Below are 16,740 nucleotides of genomic sequence, written 5' to 3'. Positions count from 1 at the left end.
GACATGTTTTGGGAGGAGTCAATCCAGAAAGCCGTGCAGCAGCGCAGCCGACGCCCACACATGCGCGGCCATGATCTGTGCGGCGGTGTCGGCGTCGCCGGCCAGGATCGCCGTCACGATTGCCTCGTGCTGCTCGTCGGAGTGGGAAATGTTGCGGGGCAACAGCGGTATGCAGTCGAGTAGTTCGTTGAGTCGCATCCTGTTCTGGGCGACCAGCGGCACCAGCGACGGCACGCCCGCCGCCTCGGCGATCGCCAGATGCAGCCGCGAGTCCAGTCTGCGGTAGTCTTCGGGCGCGGCGCCTCGGACGTCGGAAAGTCTGCTCCACAACGCCTCTCGCTCGACCGCGGTCAGGGTGCGCCCCGCCGCCATCCGAGTCGCACCCACCTCGAGGATCTCGCGCAGCCGCAGCGCGTCGTCGATGTCGGCGCGCCGGAACTCGACGTCCCCGGTCCGCGGCGACGGCAGTTCGTCGGCGAGGAAAGTGCCGCCGTAGCGGCCTCGGCGGGACACGAGATATCCGGCGTCGGAAAGAGATTTGATCGCTTCCCGCACGGTGTCTCGACTCACGCCGAGGCGCGTGGCGAGTTCGCGCTCGGGAGGCAGGGATTCCCCCGGGTGCAGTACACCAAGGCGGATCGTCTGCAGCAGACGCTCGACGGTGTCCTCGAAAGCGTTGAGCGGCCGCACCGGACGCAGCAGCGCATCGCTGGCGCTCTGTTCCTCCCTGTCGTCCGGCGCGGTCATCGTGCCCCTTACAGCGGCGTCACGTAGTGGCCGCTGATTCCGCCGTCGACAAGGAACGTCGACGCGGTGATGAACGATGCGTCATCGCTGGCCAAAAACGCCACGGCCGCAGCCAACTCCTCCGGTTCGGCGAAGCGGCCGACCGGCACGTGCACGAGCCGCCTCGCCGCGCGCTCGGGATCTTTGGCGAACAACTCCTGCAGCAGTGGGGTGTTCACCGGTCCCGGGCACAGGGCGTTGACCCGGATTCCCTGCCGGGCGTACTGGACGCCGAGTTCGCGGGACATGGCCAACACCCCGCCCTTGGAAGCGGTGTAGGAGATCTGTGAGGTCGCCGAACCCATGACCGCGACGAACGACGCGGTGTTGACGATCGATCCCTTCTGCGCGGGAACCATGTGGCGCAATGCTGCCTTGCAGCAGAAGAAGACCGACTTGAGGTTGATGTCCTGCACCCGATCCCAGGCGTCGATGCCGGTGACCTCGATCAGATCGTCCTCAGGCGGGCTGATGCCCGCGTTGTTGAAGGCGATGTCGACCGAGCCGTGCGTCTCGGCCGCGGTATCGAACAACGCGTCGACCGCCACCTGATCGGAGACGTCGACCTGGACGAACTGTACATTCAGGTCGTTGGCCACACTCTTGCCGGTGGCCGGGTCGATGTCACCGATGACGACGATCGCCCCTTCGGCCTGCATCCGCTTGGCAGCGGCCAGCCCGATGCCGCTGGCCCCGCCGGTGATGACGGCGACCTTGTCCTTGAGTCGCTGACTGAGATCCATCTCGTTAGGCCTCCTGGGCATCTTGAACTGCAAAGAACACGTTCTTGGTTTCGGTGAAGGACAGCGGGGCATCGGGTCCGAGTTCACGGCCCAGACCGGATTGCTTGAAGCCGCCGAACGGCGTGTTGTAGCGCACCGACGAATGCGAATTTACCGACAGATTGCCCGATTCCACGGCGCGCGACACCCGCAGCGCCCTGGACAGATTCTCGGTCCAGATCGACCCCGACAATCCGTACACGGTGTCGTTGGCCAGCGCGATGGCGTCGGCTTCGTCGTCGAACGGCAGCACCGTGACAACGGGCCCGAAGATCTCCTCGACCACCGTGCGGTCGTTGCGCGGCGGGGTGAGCACCGTCGGAGGGAACCAGTACCCCGGCCCTTGGGGCGCGGTGCCCTGGAATGCGATCGGCGCTCCCTCGGGCACATAGGACGCCACCGACTTCCAGTGGGCCTTCGACACCAGCGGGCCCATCTCGGTGCTCTCCGCGCCTGGATCGCCGACCACGACACCTTTGACGGCAGGTTCGAACAACTCCATGAACTTATCGAAAACGTTGCGCTGCACCAGAATACGGCTACGGGCACAGCAGTCCTGGCCGGAGTTGTCGAACACCCCGTACGGCGCAGTCGCAGCGGCCCGCTCCAGATCGCAGTCGTCGAACACGATGTTGGCGCTCTTGCCGCCGAGTTCGAGGGTGACGCGCTTGACCTGTGCGGCCGCCCCGGCCATCACGCGGGTGCCGACTTCGGTCGAGCCGGTGAACACGATCTTGCGGACATCGGGATGGCTGACGAAGCGCTCCCCGACCACCGACCCCCGCCCCGGCAGCACGCAGAACAGATCGGCGGGAAGCCCGGCCTCGACGGCGAGCTCGCCGAGCCGAATGGTGGTCAGGGGTGTCCATTCGGCAGGTTTGACGAGGACAGCGTTGCCCGCGGCGAGTGCGGGCGCGAATCCCCACGACGCGATGGTCATCGGGAAGTTCCACGGGGTGATGACGCCGACGACACCGAGTGGTTCGTTGAACGTGACGTCCAGGCCACCGGCGACGGGAATTTGCTTGCCGGACAACCGCTCCGGAGAGGCGGAGTAGTACTGCAGCACGTCGCGGACGTGTCCGGCCTCCCATCGCGCGTTGCCGATCGGGTGCCCGGAGTTGGCGACCTCCAGCGCAGCAAGCTCCTCGGTGTGCGCGTCGACGACGGCCGCGAATGCGCGCAGTGCGGCGGCGCGGTCCGCCGGCGCCTGCGCGGCCCACTTCCGCTGCGCGGCCTTCGCCCGCGCCACCGCGTCGTCCACGCCGGCCTCGTCGGTCTGCTCGACGCTGCGCAGCAGCTCCTCGGTGGCGGGGTTGATCACGTCGCTGTGCATTGCCGAAGTCATGCGTTCACTTTCTGGTTCGCGTAGGCGGTCGCGGCGCCGACCAGGCCCGCGAAGAGTCGTAGATCGTCGAGCCGTTCCTCCGGATGCCATTGCACCGCAACGACCCATCGGTCCGGATGCTGGGCAGGGTCGATCTCGACGGCCTCGATCACCCCGTCGATGTCGGATGCGCTGACCACGAGCCCGTCGCCGAGCCGGTCGATGGCCTGATGGTGGTAGCACTGCGCCTCGGTATCGGGTCCGACCAGGGACGCCACCCTGCTGCCGGGCACCGTCCTGATCGAGGACGTCGTGAACACCGCGTTGCCCTGTTGATGACGGGTGTGCCCCACCACGTCGGGTAGATGCTGGTGCAGTGTCCCGCCCATCGCGACATTGAGCACCTGCGCACCGCGGCAGATGCCGAGCACCGGCATCTGCCTGCGCAGCGCGGCGCGCAGCAGCGCGAATTCCAGCGCGTCACGGATACGGCTGTCGGGCACGGGTTCGTCGGTGGTCACATGACGCTCGGCTCCGTAGGTCGACGGGTCGACGTCGCGTCCGCCAGTGATGATCAAGCCGTCGAGTCCGTCGAGCAGCCGCTCGGCGATGGCCTCATCGACAGGCTGGGGTGGCAGCAGCACCGAGATGCCCCCGGCCATGCCGACGCCCTCGAAATAGATGGCGGGCAGAAAGCTGGCCCGCACGTCCCACACACCGGTCTGCGCCTGCTGCAGGTAGGTCGTCAGTCCGATGACGGGCCTAGAGGCGCTCAAAGCCACGCTTCCTTTCCCAATCGGTCACGGCCGCACCGAAGGCCTTCAGTTCCACCCGGGCGTTGTTGAGATAGTGGTCGACGACGTCGTCCCCGAACGCGTCCCGCGCGACGGTGGAGTTGTCGAGCAGCTCCACAGCCTCGGCCAGCGTGGTCGGCAGCTGGTCGGCACCGCTGGTGTAGGCGTTGCCCTCCGTCGCATCCTCGAGCTCCAGCTCGTTGTCGATGCCGTACAGGCCACCGGCGATCAACGCCGACACCGCCAGGTACTGGTTGACATCGCCGCCGGGCGCCCGACATTCCACTCGCATACCGTGGCCGTGGCCGACCACGCGCATCGCGCACGTGCGGTTGTCCAACCCCCAGGCCACAGCAGTCGGGGCGAAGCTGCCCTCGACGAAACGCTTGTAGGAGTTGATGTTCGGCGCATATAACAGCGTCATCTCTCGCAGGGTCGCCAGCTGGCCCGCGACGAAACTTCGGAACATCGGCGACATCCCGAGCGGGTCGGAGTCATCGGCGAACACAGCAACGGTGGGCTTGCGCTTCTCGTCGAGGCCACGCAACGAGATGTGGATGTGGCAGCTGTTGCCTTCTCGCTCATCGTATTTGGCCATGAACGTCAGGCTCTTGCCGTGCTGGTCGGCGATTTCCTTGGCGCCGTTGCGATAGATCGTGTGGTTGTCGCACGTGATGCGGGCATGGTCGTAGCGGAAGGCGATCTCCTGCTGACCCAGGTTGCACTCCCCTTTGACGCCTTCGCAGTACATGCCGGCACCGTCCATGCCGAGCCGGATGGCGCGCAGCAGGGGTTCCATCCGCGTCGAGGCGTGCATCGCGTAGTCGACGTTGTAATCGGTGGCCGGCGTGAGCCCGCGGTAGTCGGCCTTCCATGCGTCGCGAAACGTGTCGTCGAAGACCATGAACTCGAGCTCTGTGCCGACATAGGGCACCAGCCCGCGCTCGGCCAGCCTGTCGATCTGCTTGTTGAGGATGCTGCGCGGGGCCTGCGTGACCGGCGTTCCGTCCGTCCACGACAGATCGGCCATCACCAAAGCGGTGCCCGGCAGCCAGGGCACCAGCCGCAGCGTGTCGAAGTCCGGCGTCATGACCATGTCGCCGTACCCGGTCTCCCAGCTCGAGATCGCGTAGCCGTCGACGGTGTTCATGTCGACGTCGACGGCGAGCAGGTAGTTGCAGCACTCGGAGCCGTGGTCGGCGACGTCCTCGACGAACAACCGCGCGGACACGCGCTTGCCGGTGAGCCGTCCCTGCATGTCGCAGAACGCGACGATGACGGTGTCGATGTCGCCCTCCGCGACCTGTTGTTCCAGTACCGCCTTTGACAGCAAGCCGCGTGTGCTCATCAGCTCAAGCCTGACCTTCCTCCGGGTTCTGCCTACGGACCGACCATTGGCTCCCGAAGGGGCCGCAACGCCCACCTTTGCACGAACACATTTTCATGTCCAAAGGTAGGACACCAGACCAATAGGCGCTCTATTGTCCGACATGGTGCCAGCGCTCGTCCGTGCGCTGCTTTCTCGTAGAGGAGGTCCCCGTGCCCGAGGGACATGAGCATTTAGACGAGGACGAACGTCACTTAGCGAGCCTCGGATACGTCCAGGAACTGTCCCGATCGTGGTCGGGATTCAGCAACTTCGCCATCTCGTTCTCGATCATCTCGATCCTGGCGGGCTGCTTCACGTCGTTCGGCCTCGGCTGGAACAACGGCGGCCCGGCAGCCATCGCCTGGGGCTGGCCGCTCGTCTCGATCTTCATTCTGATCATCGGCCTGTGCATGTCCGAACTCGTCTCGGCCTACCCCACCTCGGGCGGCATCTACTGGTGGGCGGCCAAACTCGGCGGCGCAAAGGCGGGCTTCTACACCGGGTGGCTCAACCTCATCGGGCTCATCGCCATCCTGGCGTCGGTGTCGTACGGCTGCGCCACGTTCCTGGACCTGACGCTGGGCACCTTCAGCGAAACCTGGCTGGAGGGCTACAGCCTGACCAGGACGTTCGTCATCTTCCTGGTCATCCTTGCGATCGCGGCCACCATCAACATCTTCTCGTCACACCTGCTGGCGCTCATCAACAACATCTCGGTGTGGTGGCACGTCGTGGGCGCGGTCGCAGTGGTCGCGATCCTGTGGCTGCTGCCCGAACAGCACGCCAGCTTCTCCACCGTGTTCACCACGACCGTCAACAACACAGGCTTCTTCGGCGGCGAAACCGGCGTCGCGTTCCTGTTCTTCGTGCTGCCGATATCGGCCATCCTGACGCAGTACACGATCACCGGCTACGACGCGTCTGCGCACTTGTCGGAGGAGACCAAAAGCGCTGCCGACGCCGCGGCGAAGGGCATTTGGCGGTCGATCCTCTACTCGGCCATCGGCGGCTGGATCCTGCTGCTGACGTTCCTGTTCGCCGTGCAGGACGTCGACGAAGTGACGGCGGGCGGCGGCGCGGTCGCGGTGATCTTCGGCCAAGCGCTCGACAGCCAGTGGATGGGCATCGTCCTGCTGATCTCGACGTGCGGCCAGTTCTTCTGCACCACCGCCTGCCAGACGAGCGCGTCGCGCATGCTGTTCGCGTTCAGCCGCGACCGCGCGGTGCCCGGCCACCAGCTGTGGTCGAAGGTGAACAAGACGAAGATCCCGGCCAACGCGGTTTTGATCACCGCCGCGCTCGGCGCGCTCATCACCCTGCCCGCCCTGGTCGAGGTGGACATCAACGGCGCGCCGGTGCCGATCGCGTTCTTCGCGGTCGTGTCGATCGGCGTGGTCGGTCTGTACCTGTGCTTCGCCGTACCGATCTACTACCGCTGGCGGATGGGCGAGGCGTTCAAGGCCGGTCGGTGGACTCTGGGCAGGCACTACAAGTGGATGGCGCCGGTCGCCCTGATCGAAATCTTCCTTACGTCCTTCATCGCGCTGTGGCCGACGTCCAACCTCGGGGCGCCGTGGGACCCCGGGTTCGAGTGGAAGTACGTCAACTACACCCCGTTGCTGGTCGGCGGCGTGCTGATCCTGCTCTTCATCTACTGGAACGTGTCGGTCAAGCACTGGTTCACCGGCCCGATCAAGCAGGTTGACGCGTCCGGGGACACATTGGAGGGAGTGTCCTGACGGCACGTCGACAGACCCTGTGACGACTGTCTCGATCTTGATTGCTCTGGGCGGGTTTGACCGGCTTTCGGTGGGGTAATCACCGTCGACGCCGAGCCCCGCCGTGCGCTGGCAGATAGAATCGGCACCGCCGTCAGAAAAGCCACAGGATAGGGACCTAACAAGGTGTGTGGAGCCACCGGCGAGGTACGCCTCGACGGAAAAACCCCGGATGTCCGAGCCGTCACGGCAATGGCCGAAGTCATGGTCCCCCGGGGACCGGACGCCGCCGGCGTGTGGTCGCAGGGCAGGGTGGCGTTGGGCCACCGGCGCCTCAAGATCATCGATCTCTCCGAAGCCGGCGCCCAGCCCATGGTCGACGCCGAACTCGGTCTGTCGGTGGCGTGGAACGGCTGCATCTACAACTACGAGCAGTTGCGTGACGAACTGTCCGGACACGGATACCGCTTCTTCTCCCACAGCGACACCGAGGTGCTGCTGAAGGGCTACCACCACTGGGGCGATCGCTTCGTCGACCACCTCAAGGGAATGTTCGCTTTCGCGATCGTCGAACACGAAAGCGGCCGGGTGCTGCTGGGCCGCGACCGGCTCGGCATCAAACCGCTCTACCTCACCCAGACGCCCGACCGGATCCGCTTCGGGTCTTCGCTGCCGGCCCTGCTGGCCGGCGGGGACGTCGACACCCGCATCGACCCGATCGCGCTGCACCACTACATGACGTTCCATTCGGTGGTGCCGTCGCCGCGCACCATCCTGCGGGGCGTGAGCAAACTGCCGCCCGCCTCGCTGATGGCCATCGAACCGGACGGCAAAGTCGTCACGACAACGTACTGGGAGCCCGACTTCACCCGCCGCGCCGATCGCGCCGACTGGTCCGAAAAGGATTGGGAGGACGCCGTTCTGGAGTCACTCCGGACGGCCGTGAAGCGGCGCCTCGTTGCCGACGTACCCGTCGGCTGCCTGCTCTCGGGCGGTGTGGATTCCAGCCTCATCGTCGGACTGCTCGCCGAAGCGGGCCAACACGGCCTGGCAACCTTCTCCATCGGTTTCGAGTCGGTCGGCGGCGTCAAGGGCGACGAGTTCAAGTACTCCGACATCATCGCCGAGCGGTTCGGCACCGATCACCACCAGATCCGCATCGGCACCGAACGGATGCTGCCCGCCCTCGACGGCGCGATTGGCGCCATGAGCGAACCTATGGTGAGCCACGACTGCGTCGCCTTCTACCTGCTCAGCCAGGAAGTCGCGAAGCACGTCAAGGTCGTGCAGTCAGGGCAGGGTGCCGACGAGGTGTTCGCCGGCTACCACTGGTACCCCCCGATGGGTGAGCCCGCCGCCGCATCGGTGGAAGGCTCCGTGGCCAGCTACCGCCGCGCCTTCTTCGACCGCGACCGGGCCGGGTACACCGACCTCGTCGCGCCCGGTTACCTCACTGACGGGGATCCGAGCGAGCTGTTCGTCACCGAGCACTTCGCACGCGCCGGCGCCCAGACGGGCGTGGACCGCGCCCTTCGCCTGGACACGACCGTGATGCTGGTCGACGACCCGGTCAAGCGCGTCGACAACATGACGATGGCCTGGGGGCTGGAGGGGCGCGTGCCATTCCTCGACCACGAGTTGGTCGAGCTCGCCGCCACCTGCCCCCCGGAATACAAGACCGCGCACGAAGGCAAGGGGGTGCTCAAACAGGCTGCCCGCCAAGTAATTCCGTCAGAAGTCATCGACCGGCCGAAGGGTTACTTCCCGGTGCCCGCGCTCACCCACCTGGAAGGCCCGTATCTCGAGCTGGTCCGCGACGCGCTCTATGCGCCGGTAGCCAAGGAGCGTGGGCTCTTTCGCCCCGACGCCATGGAGCGACTGCTGGCCGACCCGAACGGGAGGCTGACCCCGTTGCGAGGCAACGAGTTGTGGCAGATCGCGCTCCTGGAGCTCTGGCTGCAGCGGCACGGCATCAACGGACCCGCCGCATGACCGCCGACGCTTCCGCCGACCCCAAGGCCGATCACACCACAGCGCTGGAAACACCGGAAGCCATCACCCTGGGGTTGCACGAAGCGGCTACCCGTGACGTGCTCGACACGATGTCTGACGACGTGGTCCTCGAACTCGGTTGGGGCCGGCTCATTTTCGGCCAAACCTTCGCCGACCCGGCCCGCTTGGCCGACGTGCTGCGCCAGGAAGGCCAAGGGCGACGAGACATCTGCATCTATGCGCGGGAACCACACGTCCTGGTGTCCAAAGCACCATCCGAGCTGTTCATCGACCCCAGCCACACCTACCGGTTGCGGTTCGCCGACGTCGAGGACGAAGCTTCCGTCCACACCGGGTTTCACGTACGCACCCTGGAAAGCCGCGGCGACGCCGATGAGATGAATCGCGTCTACCTGCGCTGCGGCATGGTGCCCGCCCCGACTGATGTCCTGTGGAACAACCATCTCGACCAAAAGTCCGTCGACTATCTGGTCGCGGTCAACGACGAGGACGGCTCCATCTTGGGCACCGTCACCGGCGTCGACCACAAGGCGCTGTTCTCCGATCCCGAAGAGGGCTCCAGCCTGTGGACCCTCGCCGTGGACCCGGCTGCGGCGCTACCCGGAGTCGGGGCGGCGTTGACCCGCAGCCTGGCGACGCTGTATCGCGAGCGGGGCCGCGCCTACATGGATCTTTCGGTCACCCACGACAACAACGCCGCGATCGCGCTGTACGAGAAGCTGGGCTTCGCCCGGGTGCCCGTGATGGCCGTCAAGCGCAAAAACGCCATCAACGAACCGCTGTTCACGCATCCACCCGAGACCGTCGACGACCTCAACCCCTATGCCCGGATCATCGCCGACGAGGCGATGCGGCGCGGCATCTGGGTCGAAGTGCTCGACGCCGAGGCAGGCGAGATGAAGCTGTCGCACGGCGGGCGGACCGTGGTGACCCGCGAATCTTTGTCCGAATACACCTCCGCTGTCGCGATGGCGCGCTGCGACGACAAGCGGCTGACCCGCCGCCTGGTCTCCGAGGCGGGTATCGCAGTACCGAAGGGTCGCCTCGCGACGTTCGACGACGCGGACTACCAGTTCCTCACCGACGTCGGCGATGTGGTGGTGAAGCCGACACGCGGCGAGCAGGGTAAGGGCATCACCGTCGGCGTGAACAGCACCGAAGAGCTTGACGCGGCTTTGGCCCGCGCCCGCGAACAACACCCCGAGGTGCTCATCGAGCAGCGCGCCGAAGGCGACGATCTGCGGCTGGTGGTCATCGACGGCAGGGTCGTCGCCGCGGCGCTGCGACTGCCCGCCGAGATCACCGGCACCGGCAAGCACACGGTTCGCGAGCTCATCGAAACCCAGAGTCGGCGCCGTTCCGCAGCCACCGGCGGCGAATCGAAGATCCCGATGGACGTCGTCACCGAATCGACGGTCAGGGAAGCGGGATACACGTTCGACGACGTACTACCCGAAGGGAAGCGGCTGCGGGTGCGCCGGACGGCCAACCTTCACCAGGGGGGCACCATCCACGATGTCACCGCGACCGTGCACCCCGAACTGTGCCGGGTGGGCGTGGCTGCCGCGCAGGCCATCGGGATTCCCGTCACCGGCATCGATCTTCTGGTCCCGGATGTGACCAAACCGGATTACGTCTTCATCGAAGCCAACGAGCGGCCTGGGTTGGCCAACCACGAACCGCAGCCCACCGCAAAAGCCTTCGTGGACTTCCTCTTTCCCAACCAGCCCGGACTGCCCCAGGCGTGGACCCCGGACGAGGCAGCGAGCAGTTAGCCCGCCGTCACCAGGTGCTGGTGCGCATCACGATCTCGGCGGCGAGCTGCGCCGTGGAATCGGCAGCATTGCGCCGGCCCAGGAGGTCGACGATGCGGTACTCGCCGTAGACGAAACGCTGGCTCGCCTTGGCCACCGCCCGCGCGGCGCTGGAACTGACGAGCGCGGTCGTGTTCAGCTCGACCGGAGGGCAGTGCTCATCGCGGACCGCGCCGGTGAGGTCGGCAACCTTGGGATGGCCGCGGTCGATGACAACAAGCCCGATGAAGCGGTCCAGGCGCGTCGCCGCCAGCTCCCAGGCGAGCTCACCGCCCATGCGGTCACCAACCAGCAGAGCCCACCGAACCTCAAGTGAATCGAGGATGCTGATCACCGACTTGGCGGTCAGTCGCGGATCGGGTCCGATCACGACGGTCTTCAACGACGCGGTGTGCAACCGTTGGCACACACCTTCGTAGGCTGCCGGCGCCTGGTGCGCCGCACCCAGCAACACCACGACGGAACCCTTCTCCGGACCGGCGACCTCGACAGGCACACCGAAACCGTCAACGGTCACCATGGGACTGGGCATTGCGTCACGCTACAGGGACTGATGGAGTCGGCGCGGCTGTTTGAACACGGTTGACAGAGCGTCAGGAGTTCAGCGCGCGCTCAGCTTGCTTGGTGGTGATATCCAGAAAGGTTTGCGGGAGCGTGCCTTTGACCGCGATGGACGGATCGGGTGTCGGAAATGCGATACCGAAGATGCCGATATTGCCGACGTTCTCGAACGAGAAGTAGACGCTGCTCTTGTCGCCCATCAGATGCATGGTCTGCTCATAGGCCAGCGCGTCTTCGCGTGGGATCCGCATCTGCGTCGTCGTCATCTCGATGCCGGGATCCGCCTCATCGAAGAACGTCCGGTATTCAGCACACCGCTCTGCGGTCGCCGCCAACTGTTCTAAATTGAGACGCCACGACAGCACCGTGATGACCATTCGGGCACCGTCATAGGCGACCACGTATTCGACCGCGCTACCCGGGCCACGTTCGGCGGACCCGGCGATGTCGCGCGTCAGACCGTCCGTGCAACCCTCAGGCATCGACAGCATCGGCGGCGGACCGTTCGCGTTGTCGCCCTCCCCCGGGTCGCGATCAATGCGCTCGAAACGCACCCCAGGCGGGAAATCGGCTTCGGTCAACACCGCTCTGTCGAGCCGCGCACCCGGCCAGGTCGCGCTACCGGTGATCGTGTTTCCACACCCGGCGAGCAGGCAGCCCGTCATCGCAAGGACCAAAACCTTCTTGCTCCTCACGTGCGCAGAAGCCCAATCGCTCCTCACGTGCGCAGGAACCCGCCGCCTCATGGGACTCAGGCTACCGAGCACTCAGAGCTGGGTCAGGATCTCCGCGCCAGAGTCCGTCACCACCAGCGTGTGCTCGAACTGAGCGGTCCACTTCTTGTCCTTGGTGACAACCGTCCAGTCGTCGGACCAGATCTCGTAGTCCAGGCCGCCCAGATTGATCATCGGCTCGATGGTGAACGTCATCCCCGTCTCGAGCACCGTCTCGACCGAGGGCTGGTCATAGTGCAGCACCACGAGACCGTTGTGGAACGTGGTGCCGATGCCGTGCCCGGTGAAATCGCGAACGACGTTGTAGCCGAAGCGATTCGCGTATGCTTCGATGACGCGCCCGACCACCGACAGCGCCCGTCCCGGCCTGACCGCTTTGATGGCTCGCATGGTGGCCTCCTGCGTGCGCTCTACGAGCAGCCGATGCTCCTCGGACACGTTGCCCGCGAGGAACGTCGCGTTGGTGTCTCCGTGCACGCCGTTGATGTAGGCCGTGACATCGATGTTGACGATGTCGCCGTCCTCGATCACCGTCGAGTCCGGGATGCCGTGGCAGATGACCTCATTGAGCGACGTGCAGCACGACTTCGGGAAACCCTTGTAACCCAACGTCGATGGGTACGCGCCGTGGTCGACCATGTACTCGTGGGCGATGCGGTCGAGATGATCGGTGGTCACTCCAGGCGCCACGGCCTTCCCCGCCTCAGCGAGCGCGCCCGCGGCGATCCGACCCGCTACCCGCATCTTCTCGATCACCTCGGTGGTCTGCACCCACGGCTCGCTGCCCTCACGCGCCGTCGGCCGGCCGACGTATTCGGGGCGCTCGATCGATTTGGGCACCGGCAGCATCGGGGACACCGCGCCGGGCCGGAGGGCGGTCCGTACAGACATATAGCAATGCTAGCGTTCCGCCATGCAGGTCACCCCAGGCCATTTGTTCGCCCAGATGAACTTCCGTGACGTCGAGGTGTCCGACGAGCGCCTGGTCATCGAGCTGGACAACCAGCCGAATCTGGTGAATCGGCGCGGAGCGCTGCAGGGCGGACTGGTCGCGACGCTGATCGATATCGCCGCGGGCCGACTGGCTGACCGGCACACCGGACCGGGCCAGGACGTGACGACCGCCGACATGACGATCCACTTCTTGGCCCCGGTGCTCGAAGGTCCGGCCCGCGCGCAGGCCACGATGGTGCGCGCCGGCCGCCGACTGCAGGTCATCGCCGTCGATGTCGTCGACGTTGCGCGTGACCGGCTCGCTGCGCGAGCGACCCTCAGCTTCGCCGTGCTCGACCCGCGCTAACGAACCTCCAGGGACCCCAGCGCCGATCGCACCCGCTCCGGGAGAGACCCGCCGTGGCTGAGCCAGTCGTCGAGCGCGATCCGCACCGACGCCATGGCCATGGCGCCGAGCAGTCGCGGCCGCGCATCCTCGGGCAGCAGGTCCGGGAAGCGGGGGGCCACCAGATCGGCGATCGCCGCTTCGTAGCGCAGATAGATCTGCAGCGTCCAAGCGCTGAACACCGGGGATGACCTCGTCAGCGTGGCCAGCTCGCGCACCTGGTCGGCGACCGTGTCGAAGTCGTCGCCGAGCCTCTCGAAAGCGCCAAGCACCGCGTCGACGGCCGAGAGCGCGGGCGGTTGTTCGGCGATCGCATCGGTGATCGCGTCCAGCCAGTGTGTCGTCATGCCGTCGGCGACGGCGTCTTCTTTGGCGCTGAAGTAGCGGAAGAACGTGGCCCGGCCGACCTCTGCGGCGACCGCGATGTGCTCTATCGTCGCGCCGGCCAGCCCGTGATCGGCGACGGCCTGCGCGGCGGCCGCCGCGATGCGGGCCTTGGTCGCGCGTTGCTTACGGACTGTCAGACTTTCTCGCGCGATTCCCGATGAGACGACGTCCATGGTGGAACTATGTCTCACCGTGAATGCGAAAGGCAAGGACCTCGCGCCGGCGAGCCTCGAATCATGGAAATTCGTTCAGCAGATGCTGGCCGACCTCACCAACTCGGTCATCGAGGATGCGACCAGTGAGCGTGAACTGCTCGAAGGCCTCGGCGTACTGGCCAAGGCCACGGCACTATGCACGGAGATGACCGTCGAGGCCGATCCGCAGCGGCCCCGGTTCTTCGACATGTGCACCGAGACCAGGCTGATCGGTGGCCCCAATCCCGACGGTCGATACCTGCTCGCGATGATCCGCGGCGACCGCACCTACCGGATCAGCGGCACCCGGGGCGACACCGCTTATCTCGGCTTTCAGGTGCTGGCGGGCAGCGGGTTGACGCCTCGCCGAATGGCCTCCTACCTGGGTGACAGTGAACTCCGCTGCATCAGAGGCGCTTTCGAGTTGGTGGTATCCGCAACCAAACCATCGCCCGACATTCTGGGCACCGCGCAATGGTTAGAGGTGCCCGAGGATGCGTCGTCAATCGTGGTGCGCGAATACATCGGCGACTTCGCCACCGAGTTGCCCGCAACAATGCGGATCGATTGCCTCGATCCTGCTGCCCTGCAGCCGGTTTCCGACACCGGCATGGCCGAGGCACTCACCGCGATGGCATGGACGATCGTCAAACTCACCACCCTGCACCGCACCGTCAAGCCCGAAATGCTGAGTGAACCCAACGTGCTCGTCACCGCGCACGCCGCCGATCTCGGCAGCGCCGACACCACACCGGACAACCTCTACATGATCGGGTCGTTCGCCCTCGAACCTGACGAAACGCTGCTGCTCGAATTCGCACCGCCCGACACGCGGTACTGGAACGTCACCCTCGAGAGTGTCTGGCACGAGTGCCTCGAGCCGCGTTTGAGGCACAGCTCGGTGACCAACAAGGGCGTGGCACCCGATCAGGACGGACAGGTCCGCATCGCGATCGGCGCCGAAGACTCCGGACACGGGCACTGGCTGGACACCGGCGGGCGACACCGGGGCTTCGTCGTCGTGCGGTGGCTCGACAAGCCAGAGGCCCCCGAGGTGCGCAGCACCGTCGTACGAGGAGCCGCCTGATGGACAGCGATCGCTTCCACCCTGACCTGCTCATCGAGAGGGCCTGCGACAAAACGGGTCTCGAGGACTTCGGGGACAGCACCAGCTGGCGGGATGGTCTTGACCGCGTGTGCGACGGACTGGCCTCTCCCGAGTCGCGGCTCAACGAGCTCGGGGTGGAGATCGCGGTGATGGACATCGACCGCGCGCTGACGAGCAGGTTGCAGATCGTCGACTGGCGCAAGCGCCACCCCAACGTCGCCGCGGCTCCCGTCGAACGGCCGATCTTCATCGTCGGCCAGCCGCGCACGGGGACGACGATCCTGTTCGACCTGCTCGCCCAGGATCCCGCGCTGCGCCCACCGCTGACCTGGGAAGTGGACAATCCCTTTCCGGTGCCAGAGGCCGACACCTACGACACGGACCCCCGGATCGCGCAGACGCAGGCCACTTTGGAGATGTCCGAACAGATCGTGCCCGGGCTGCTGTCCCACCATCCGATGGGGGCGCTGGTGGGGCAGGAATGCGTGCGCATGTTCTCAGGCGAGTTCTGCTCGATGATCTTCCCGACGCAGTACCGGATGCCGGACTACTATCGCTGGCTGCTCTACGATGCCGATCACCGACCGGCGTATCGCTATCACCGAATGTTCCTGCAGCACTTGCAGTCCGGGGTCGGCGGCCAATGGCTGCTGAAGTCACCGGCGCACCTGTGGCAACTCGACGCATTGCTCGCCGAGTACCCGGACGCGCTGATCGTGCAGACGCACCGCGACCCGCTGAACGTCATCGCCTCGATCAGCGCGCTGATCCATCATCTCCGCCGGATGGCATCCGACGAGTCCTCGATCCCCGACTGTGCAGCGCAGTCGCGCGAGCAGATCGTTGTCGGCCTCGAGTACGCGATGAAGATGCGCGATTCCGGTGTGCTGCCCGCAGACCAGGTGGTCGACGTGCACTTTCGAGACTTCATGAAGGACCCGTTCGCGACCATTCGCGGGCTCTACGGGCGGCTGGGCCGAGAACTCTCCCCGACCGCCGAACAGCGGATGCGCGAACACCTTGCCGCCCACCCCGGCGACCACGGCGGCAATCGATACCGCTGGGCCGACACAGGTTTGGACGCCTCAGAGGTGCGCGAGCAGGTGCGCTCCTACCAGCAGCGCTACGACGTCCCCGATGAGCCGCTGCGGTGATCCCGTCAGCGAGCGCGCAGCGGACCGCGTCGCCACGACTTGCGCGGTCCCCGGATGTCCACCGACCCGCACACGACCTTGCCCGTGAGGATGACGTGCGGGTTCCCCTCGGCTGGCGCCTCCCGCCGGTGATCGTGAGCGCTTCCGACGTTGACCTCGACGTCGTCGATGGAGGCGCTCGCCCCGTCTGGGAGGCGCAGGTCCAGGCCGCCGAACTTCATGTCCAGCTCGATGACGACGATCGGCCCGGCGAAGCGAGCGCGAGTGAGGTCGAGGTCCACCGATCCCATCCGCCGGTGCAGAGCCAGCCGCGAGGGCACCACCCATTCGCCCTGCCGCTTCAACGAGCCGAGGACGCCGCGCAGCTCGACACGGTCGGCCGCCGACGTCACGATCGCCCCAGGACCCGGCAGGTCACTGACGAGCGCATCCAGTTCGGATCGCTGCCGGGCCTGCGACACCATCGCCGACCGCTCCTCGAACTCCTGGATATCGATCAGGCCGAGTGCGACGGCGTTGTGCAGCCTGCGCAACGTGCCGTTGCGATCCGCGTCGGAGATTCTCATCTCGGTCGGCTCGACGGCACCGTATCGGCCGTGGTTGATGTCGGTCATGGCGACACCTACGGTACCGCCGGTAGTGGCTCTCCAGCTGCCCCGG

Annotated in this window: 16 protein-coding genes; 6 read left to right on the top strand and 10 right to left on the bottom strand. The window is 66.0% G+C overall.

Annotation, left to right across the window (positions count from 1 at the left end; genetic code table 11):
* Positions 1-18: 18 nt before the first annotated feature.
* The 5 genes from AWC12_RS21635 to AWC12_RS21615 are packed head-to-tail and all read right to left on the bottom strand — an operon-like array spanning position 19 to position 5,037.
* Positions 19-747, bottom strand: coding sequence for a FadR/GntR family transcriptional regulator (locus tag AWC12_RS21635; RefSeq protein WP_085176875.1), 729 nt, complete (start codon positions 745-747; stop codon positions 19-21).
* An 8-nt stretch (positions 748-755) separates the two neighbouring features.
* A complete protein-coding gene (locus AWC12_RS21630) occupies positions 756-1,529 on the bottom strand; it encodes a 3-oxoacyl-ACP reductase (protein ID WP_085176873.1) in 774 nt (257 codons plus the stop codon).
* Positions 1,530-1,533: 4 nt separating this feature from the next.
* Positions 1,534-2,916, bottom strand: coding sequence for an aldehyde dehydrogenase family protein (locus tag AWC12_RS21625; protein WP_085176871.1), 1,383 nt, complete (start codon positions 2,914-2,916; stop codon positions 1,534-1,536).
* Positions 2,913-3,671 (bottom strand): gamma-glutamyl-gamma-aminobutyrate hydrolase family protein, encoded by a 759-nt coding sequence (locus AWC12_RS21620; RefSeq protein WP_207576463.1) that lies wholly within the window; start codon positions 3,669-3,671, stop codon positions 2,913-2,915. The genes AWC12_RS21625 and AWC12_RS21620 overlap by 4 nt, the downstream gene beginning before the upstream one ends.
* Entirely contained in the window at positions 3,658-5,037 is a 1,380-nt protein-coding gene (locus tag AWC12_RS21615; protein WP_085176869.1) for a glutamine synthetase family protein, read from the bottom strand. The genes AWC12_RS21620 and AWC12_RS21615 overlap by 14 nt, the downstream gene beginning before the upstream one ends.
* Before the next feature lie 191 nt (positions 5,038-5,228).
* On the opposite strand from AWC12_RS21615, the gene AWC12_RS21610 reads away from it, so the two are divergent.
* The 3 genes from AWC12_RS21610 to ngg all read left to right on the top strand — a co-directional run bounded on the left by AWC12_RS21610 (position 5,229) and on the right by ngg (position 10,564).
* The gene (locus AWC12_RS21610) at positions 5,229-6,797 is read left to right on the top strand and encodes an amino acid permease (RefSeq protein WP_024447114.1); all 1,569 of its coding nucleotides are present in this window, start codon (positions 5,229-5,231) and stop codon (positions 6,795-6,797) included.
* Between the two features lie 165 nt (positions 6,798-6,962).
* A complete protein-coding gene (locus tag AWC12_RS21605; RefSeq protein ID WP_036465148.1) occupies positions 6,963-8,768 on the top strand; it encodes an N-acetylglutaminylglutamine amidotransferase in 1,806 nt (601 codons plus the stop codon).
* Positions 8,765-10,564, top strand: a complete 1,800-nt coding sequence (gene ngg, locus AWC12_RS21600; protein WP_085176867.1) for an N-acetylglutaminylglutamine synthetase — start codon at positions 8,765-8,767, stop codon at positions 10,562-10,564. Before AWC12_RS21605 ends, ngg begins: the two co-directional genes overlap by 4 nt.
* Positions 10,565-10,571: 7 nt before the next feature.
* On the opposite strand, the gene AWC12_RS21595 is transcribed toward ngg, so the two are convergent.
* The 3 genes from AWC12_RS21595 to map form a co-directional block, all read right to left on the bottom strand.
* Positions 10,572-11,135, bottom strand: a complete 564-nt coding sequence (locus AWC12_RS21595; protein WP_024447111.1) for an alpha/beta fold hydrolase — start codon at positions 11,133-11,135, stop codon at positions 10,572-10,574.
* A gap of 61 nt (positions 11,136-11,196) precedes the next feature.
* Positions 11,197-11,829, bottom strand: a complete 633-nt coding sequence (locus AWC12_RS21590) for a hypothetical protein (RefSeq protein WP_024447110.1) — start codon at positions 11,827-11,829, stop codon at positions 11,197-11,199.
* A gap of 102 nt (positions 11,830-11,931) precedes the next feature.
* On the bottom strand, positions 11,932-12,789 hold the full coding sequence (gene map / locus AWC12_RS21585) for a type I methionyl aminopeptidase (RefSeq protein ID WP_085176865.1): 858 nt from the start codon (positions 12,787-12,789) through the stop codon (positions 11,932-11,934).
* A gap of 22 nt (positions 12,790-12,811) precedes the next feature.
* On the opposite strand from map, the gene AWC12_RS21580 reads away from it, so the two are divergent.
* The gene (locus tag AWC12_RS21580; protein WP_085176863.1) at positions 12,812-13,198 is read left to right on the top strand and encodes a PaaI family thioesterase; all 387 of its coding nucleotides are present in this window, start codon (positions 12,812-12,814) and stop codon (positions 13,196-13,198) included.
* Here the strand turns inward: AWC12_RS21580 and AWC12_RS21575 are convergent.
* Positions 13,195-13,797, bottom strand: coding sequence for a TetR family transcriptional regulator (locus AWC12_RS21575; RefSeq protein WP_085176861.1), 603 nt, complete (start codon positions 13,795-13,797; stop codon positions 13,195-13,197). The two genes, AWC12_RS21580 and AWC12_RS21575, sit on opposite strands and share 4 nt — an antisense overlap.
* On the opposite strand from AWC12_RS21575, the gene AWC12_RS21570 reads away from it, so the two are divergent.
* Positions 13,796-14,905 (top strand): DUF1214 domain-containing protein, encoded by a 1,110-nt coding sequence (locus AWC12_RS21570; protein WP_051226733.1) that lies wholly within the window; start codon positions 13,796-13,798, stop codon positions 14,903-14,905. The genes AWC12_RS21575 and AWC12_RS21570 overlap by 2 nt on opposite strands.
* The gene (locus AWC12_RS21565) at positions 14,905-16,080 is read left to right on the top strand and encodes a sulfotransferase family protein (protein ID WP_085176859.1); all 1,176 of its coding nucleotides are present in this window, start codon (positions 14,905-14,907) and stop codon (positions 16,078-16,080) included. Before AWC12_RS21570 ends, AWC12_RS21565 begins: the two co-directional genes overlap by 1 nt.
* A gap of 5 nt (positions 16,081-16,085) precedes the next feature.
* On the opposite strand, the gene AWC12_RS21560 is transcribed toward AWC12_RS21565, so the two are convergent.
* A complete protein-coding gene (locus AWC12_RS21560; protein ID WP_024447104.1) occupies positions 16,086-16,694 on the bottom strand; it encodes a DUF1707 SHOCT-like domain-containing protein in 609 nt (202 codons plus the stop codon).
* Between the last annotated feature and the right edge of the window lie 46 nt (positions 16,695-16,740).

The sequence above is a fragment of the Mycolicibacterium iranicum genome, from assembly GCF_002101705.1.
In the GTDB taxonomy this organism is placed as follows: Bacteria; Actinomycetota; Actinomycetes; order Mycobacteriales; family Mycobacteriaceae; genus Mycobacterium; species Mycobacterium iranicum.
This window is presented reverse-complemented; position numbering and strand designations above follow the sequence as displayed.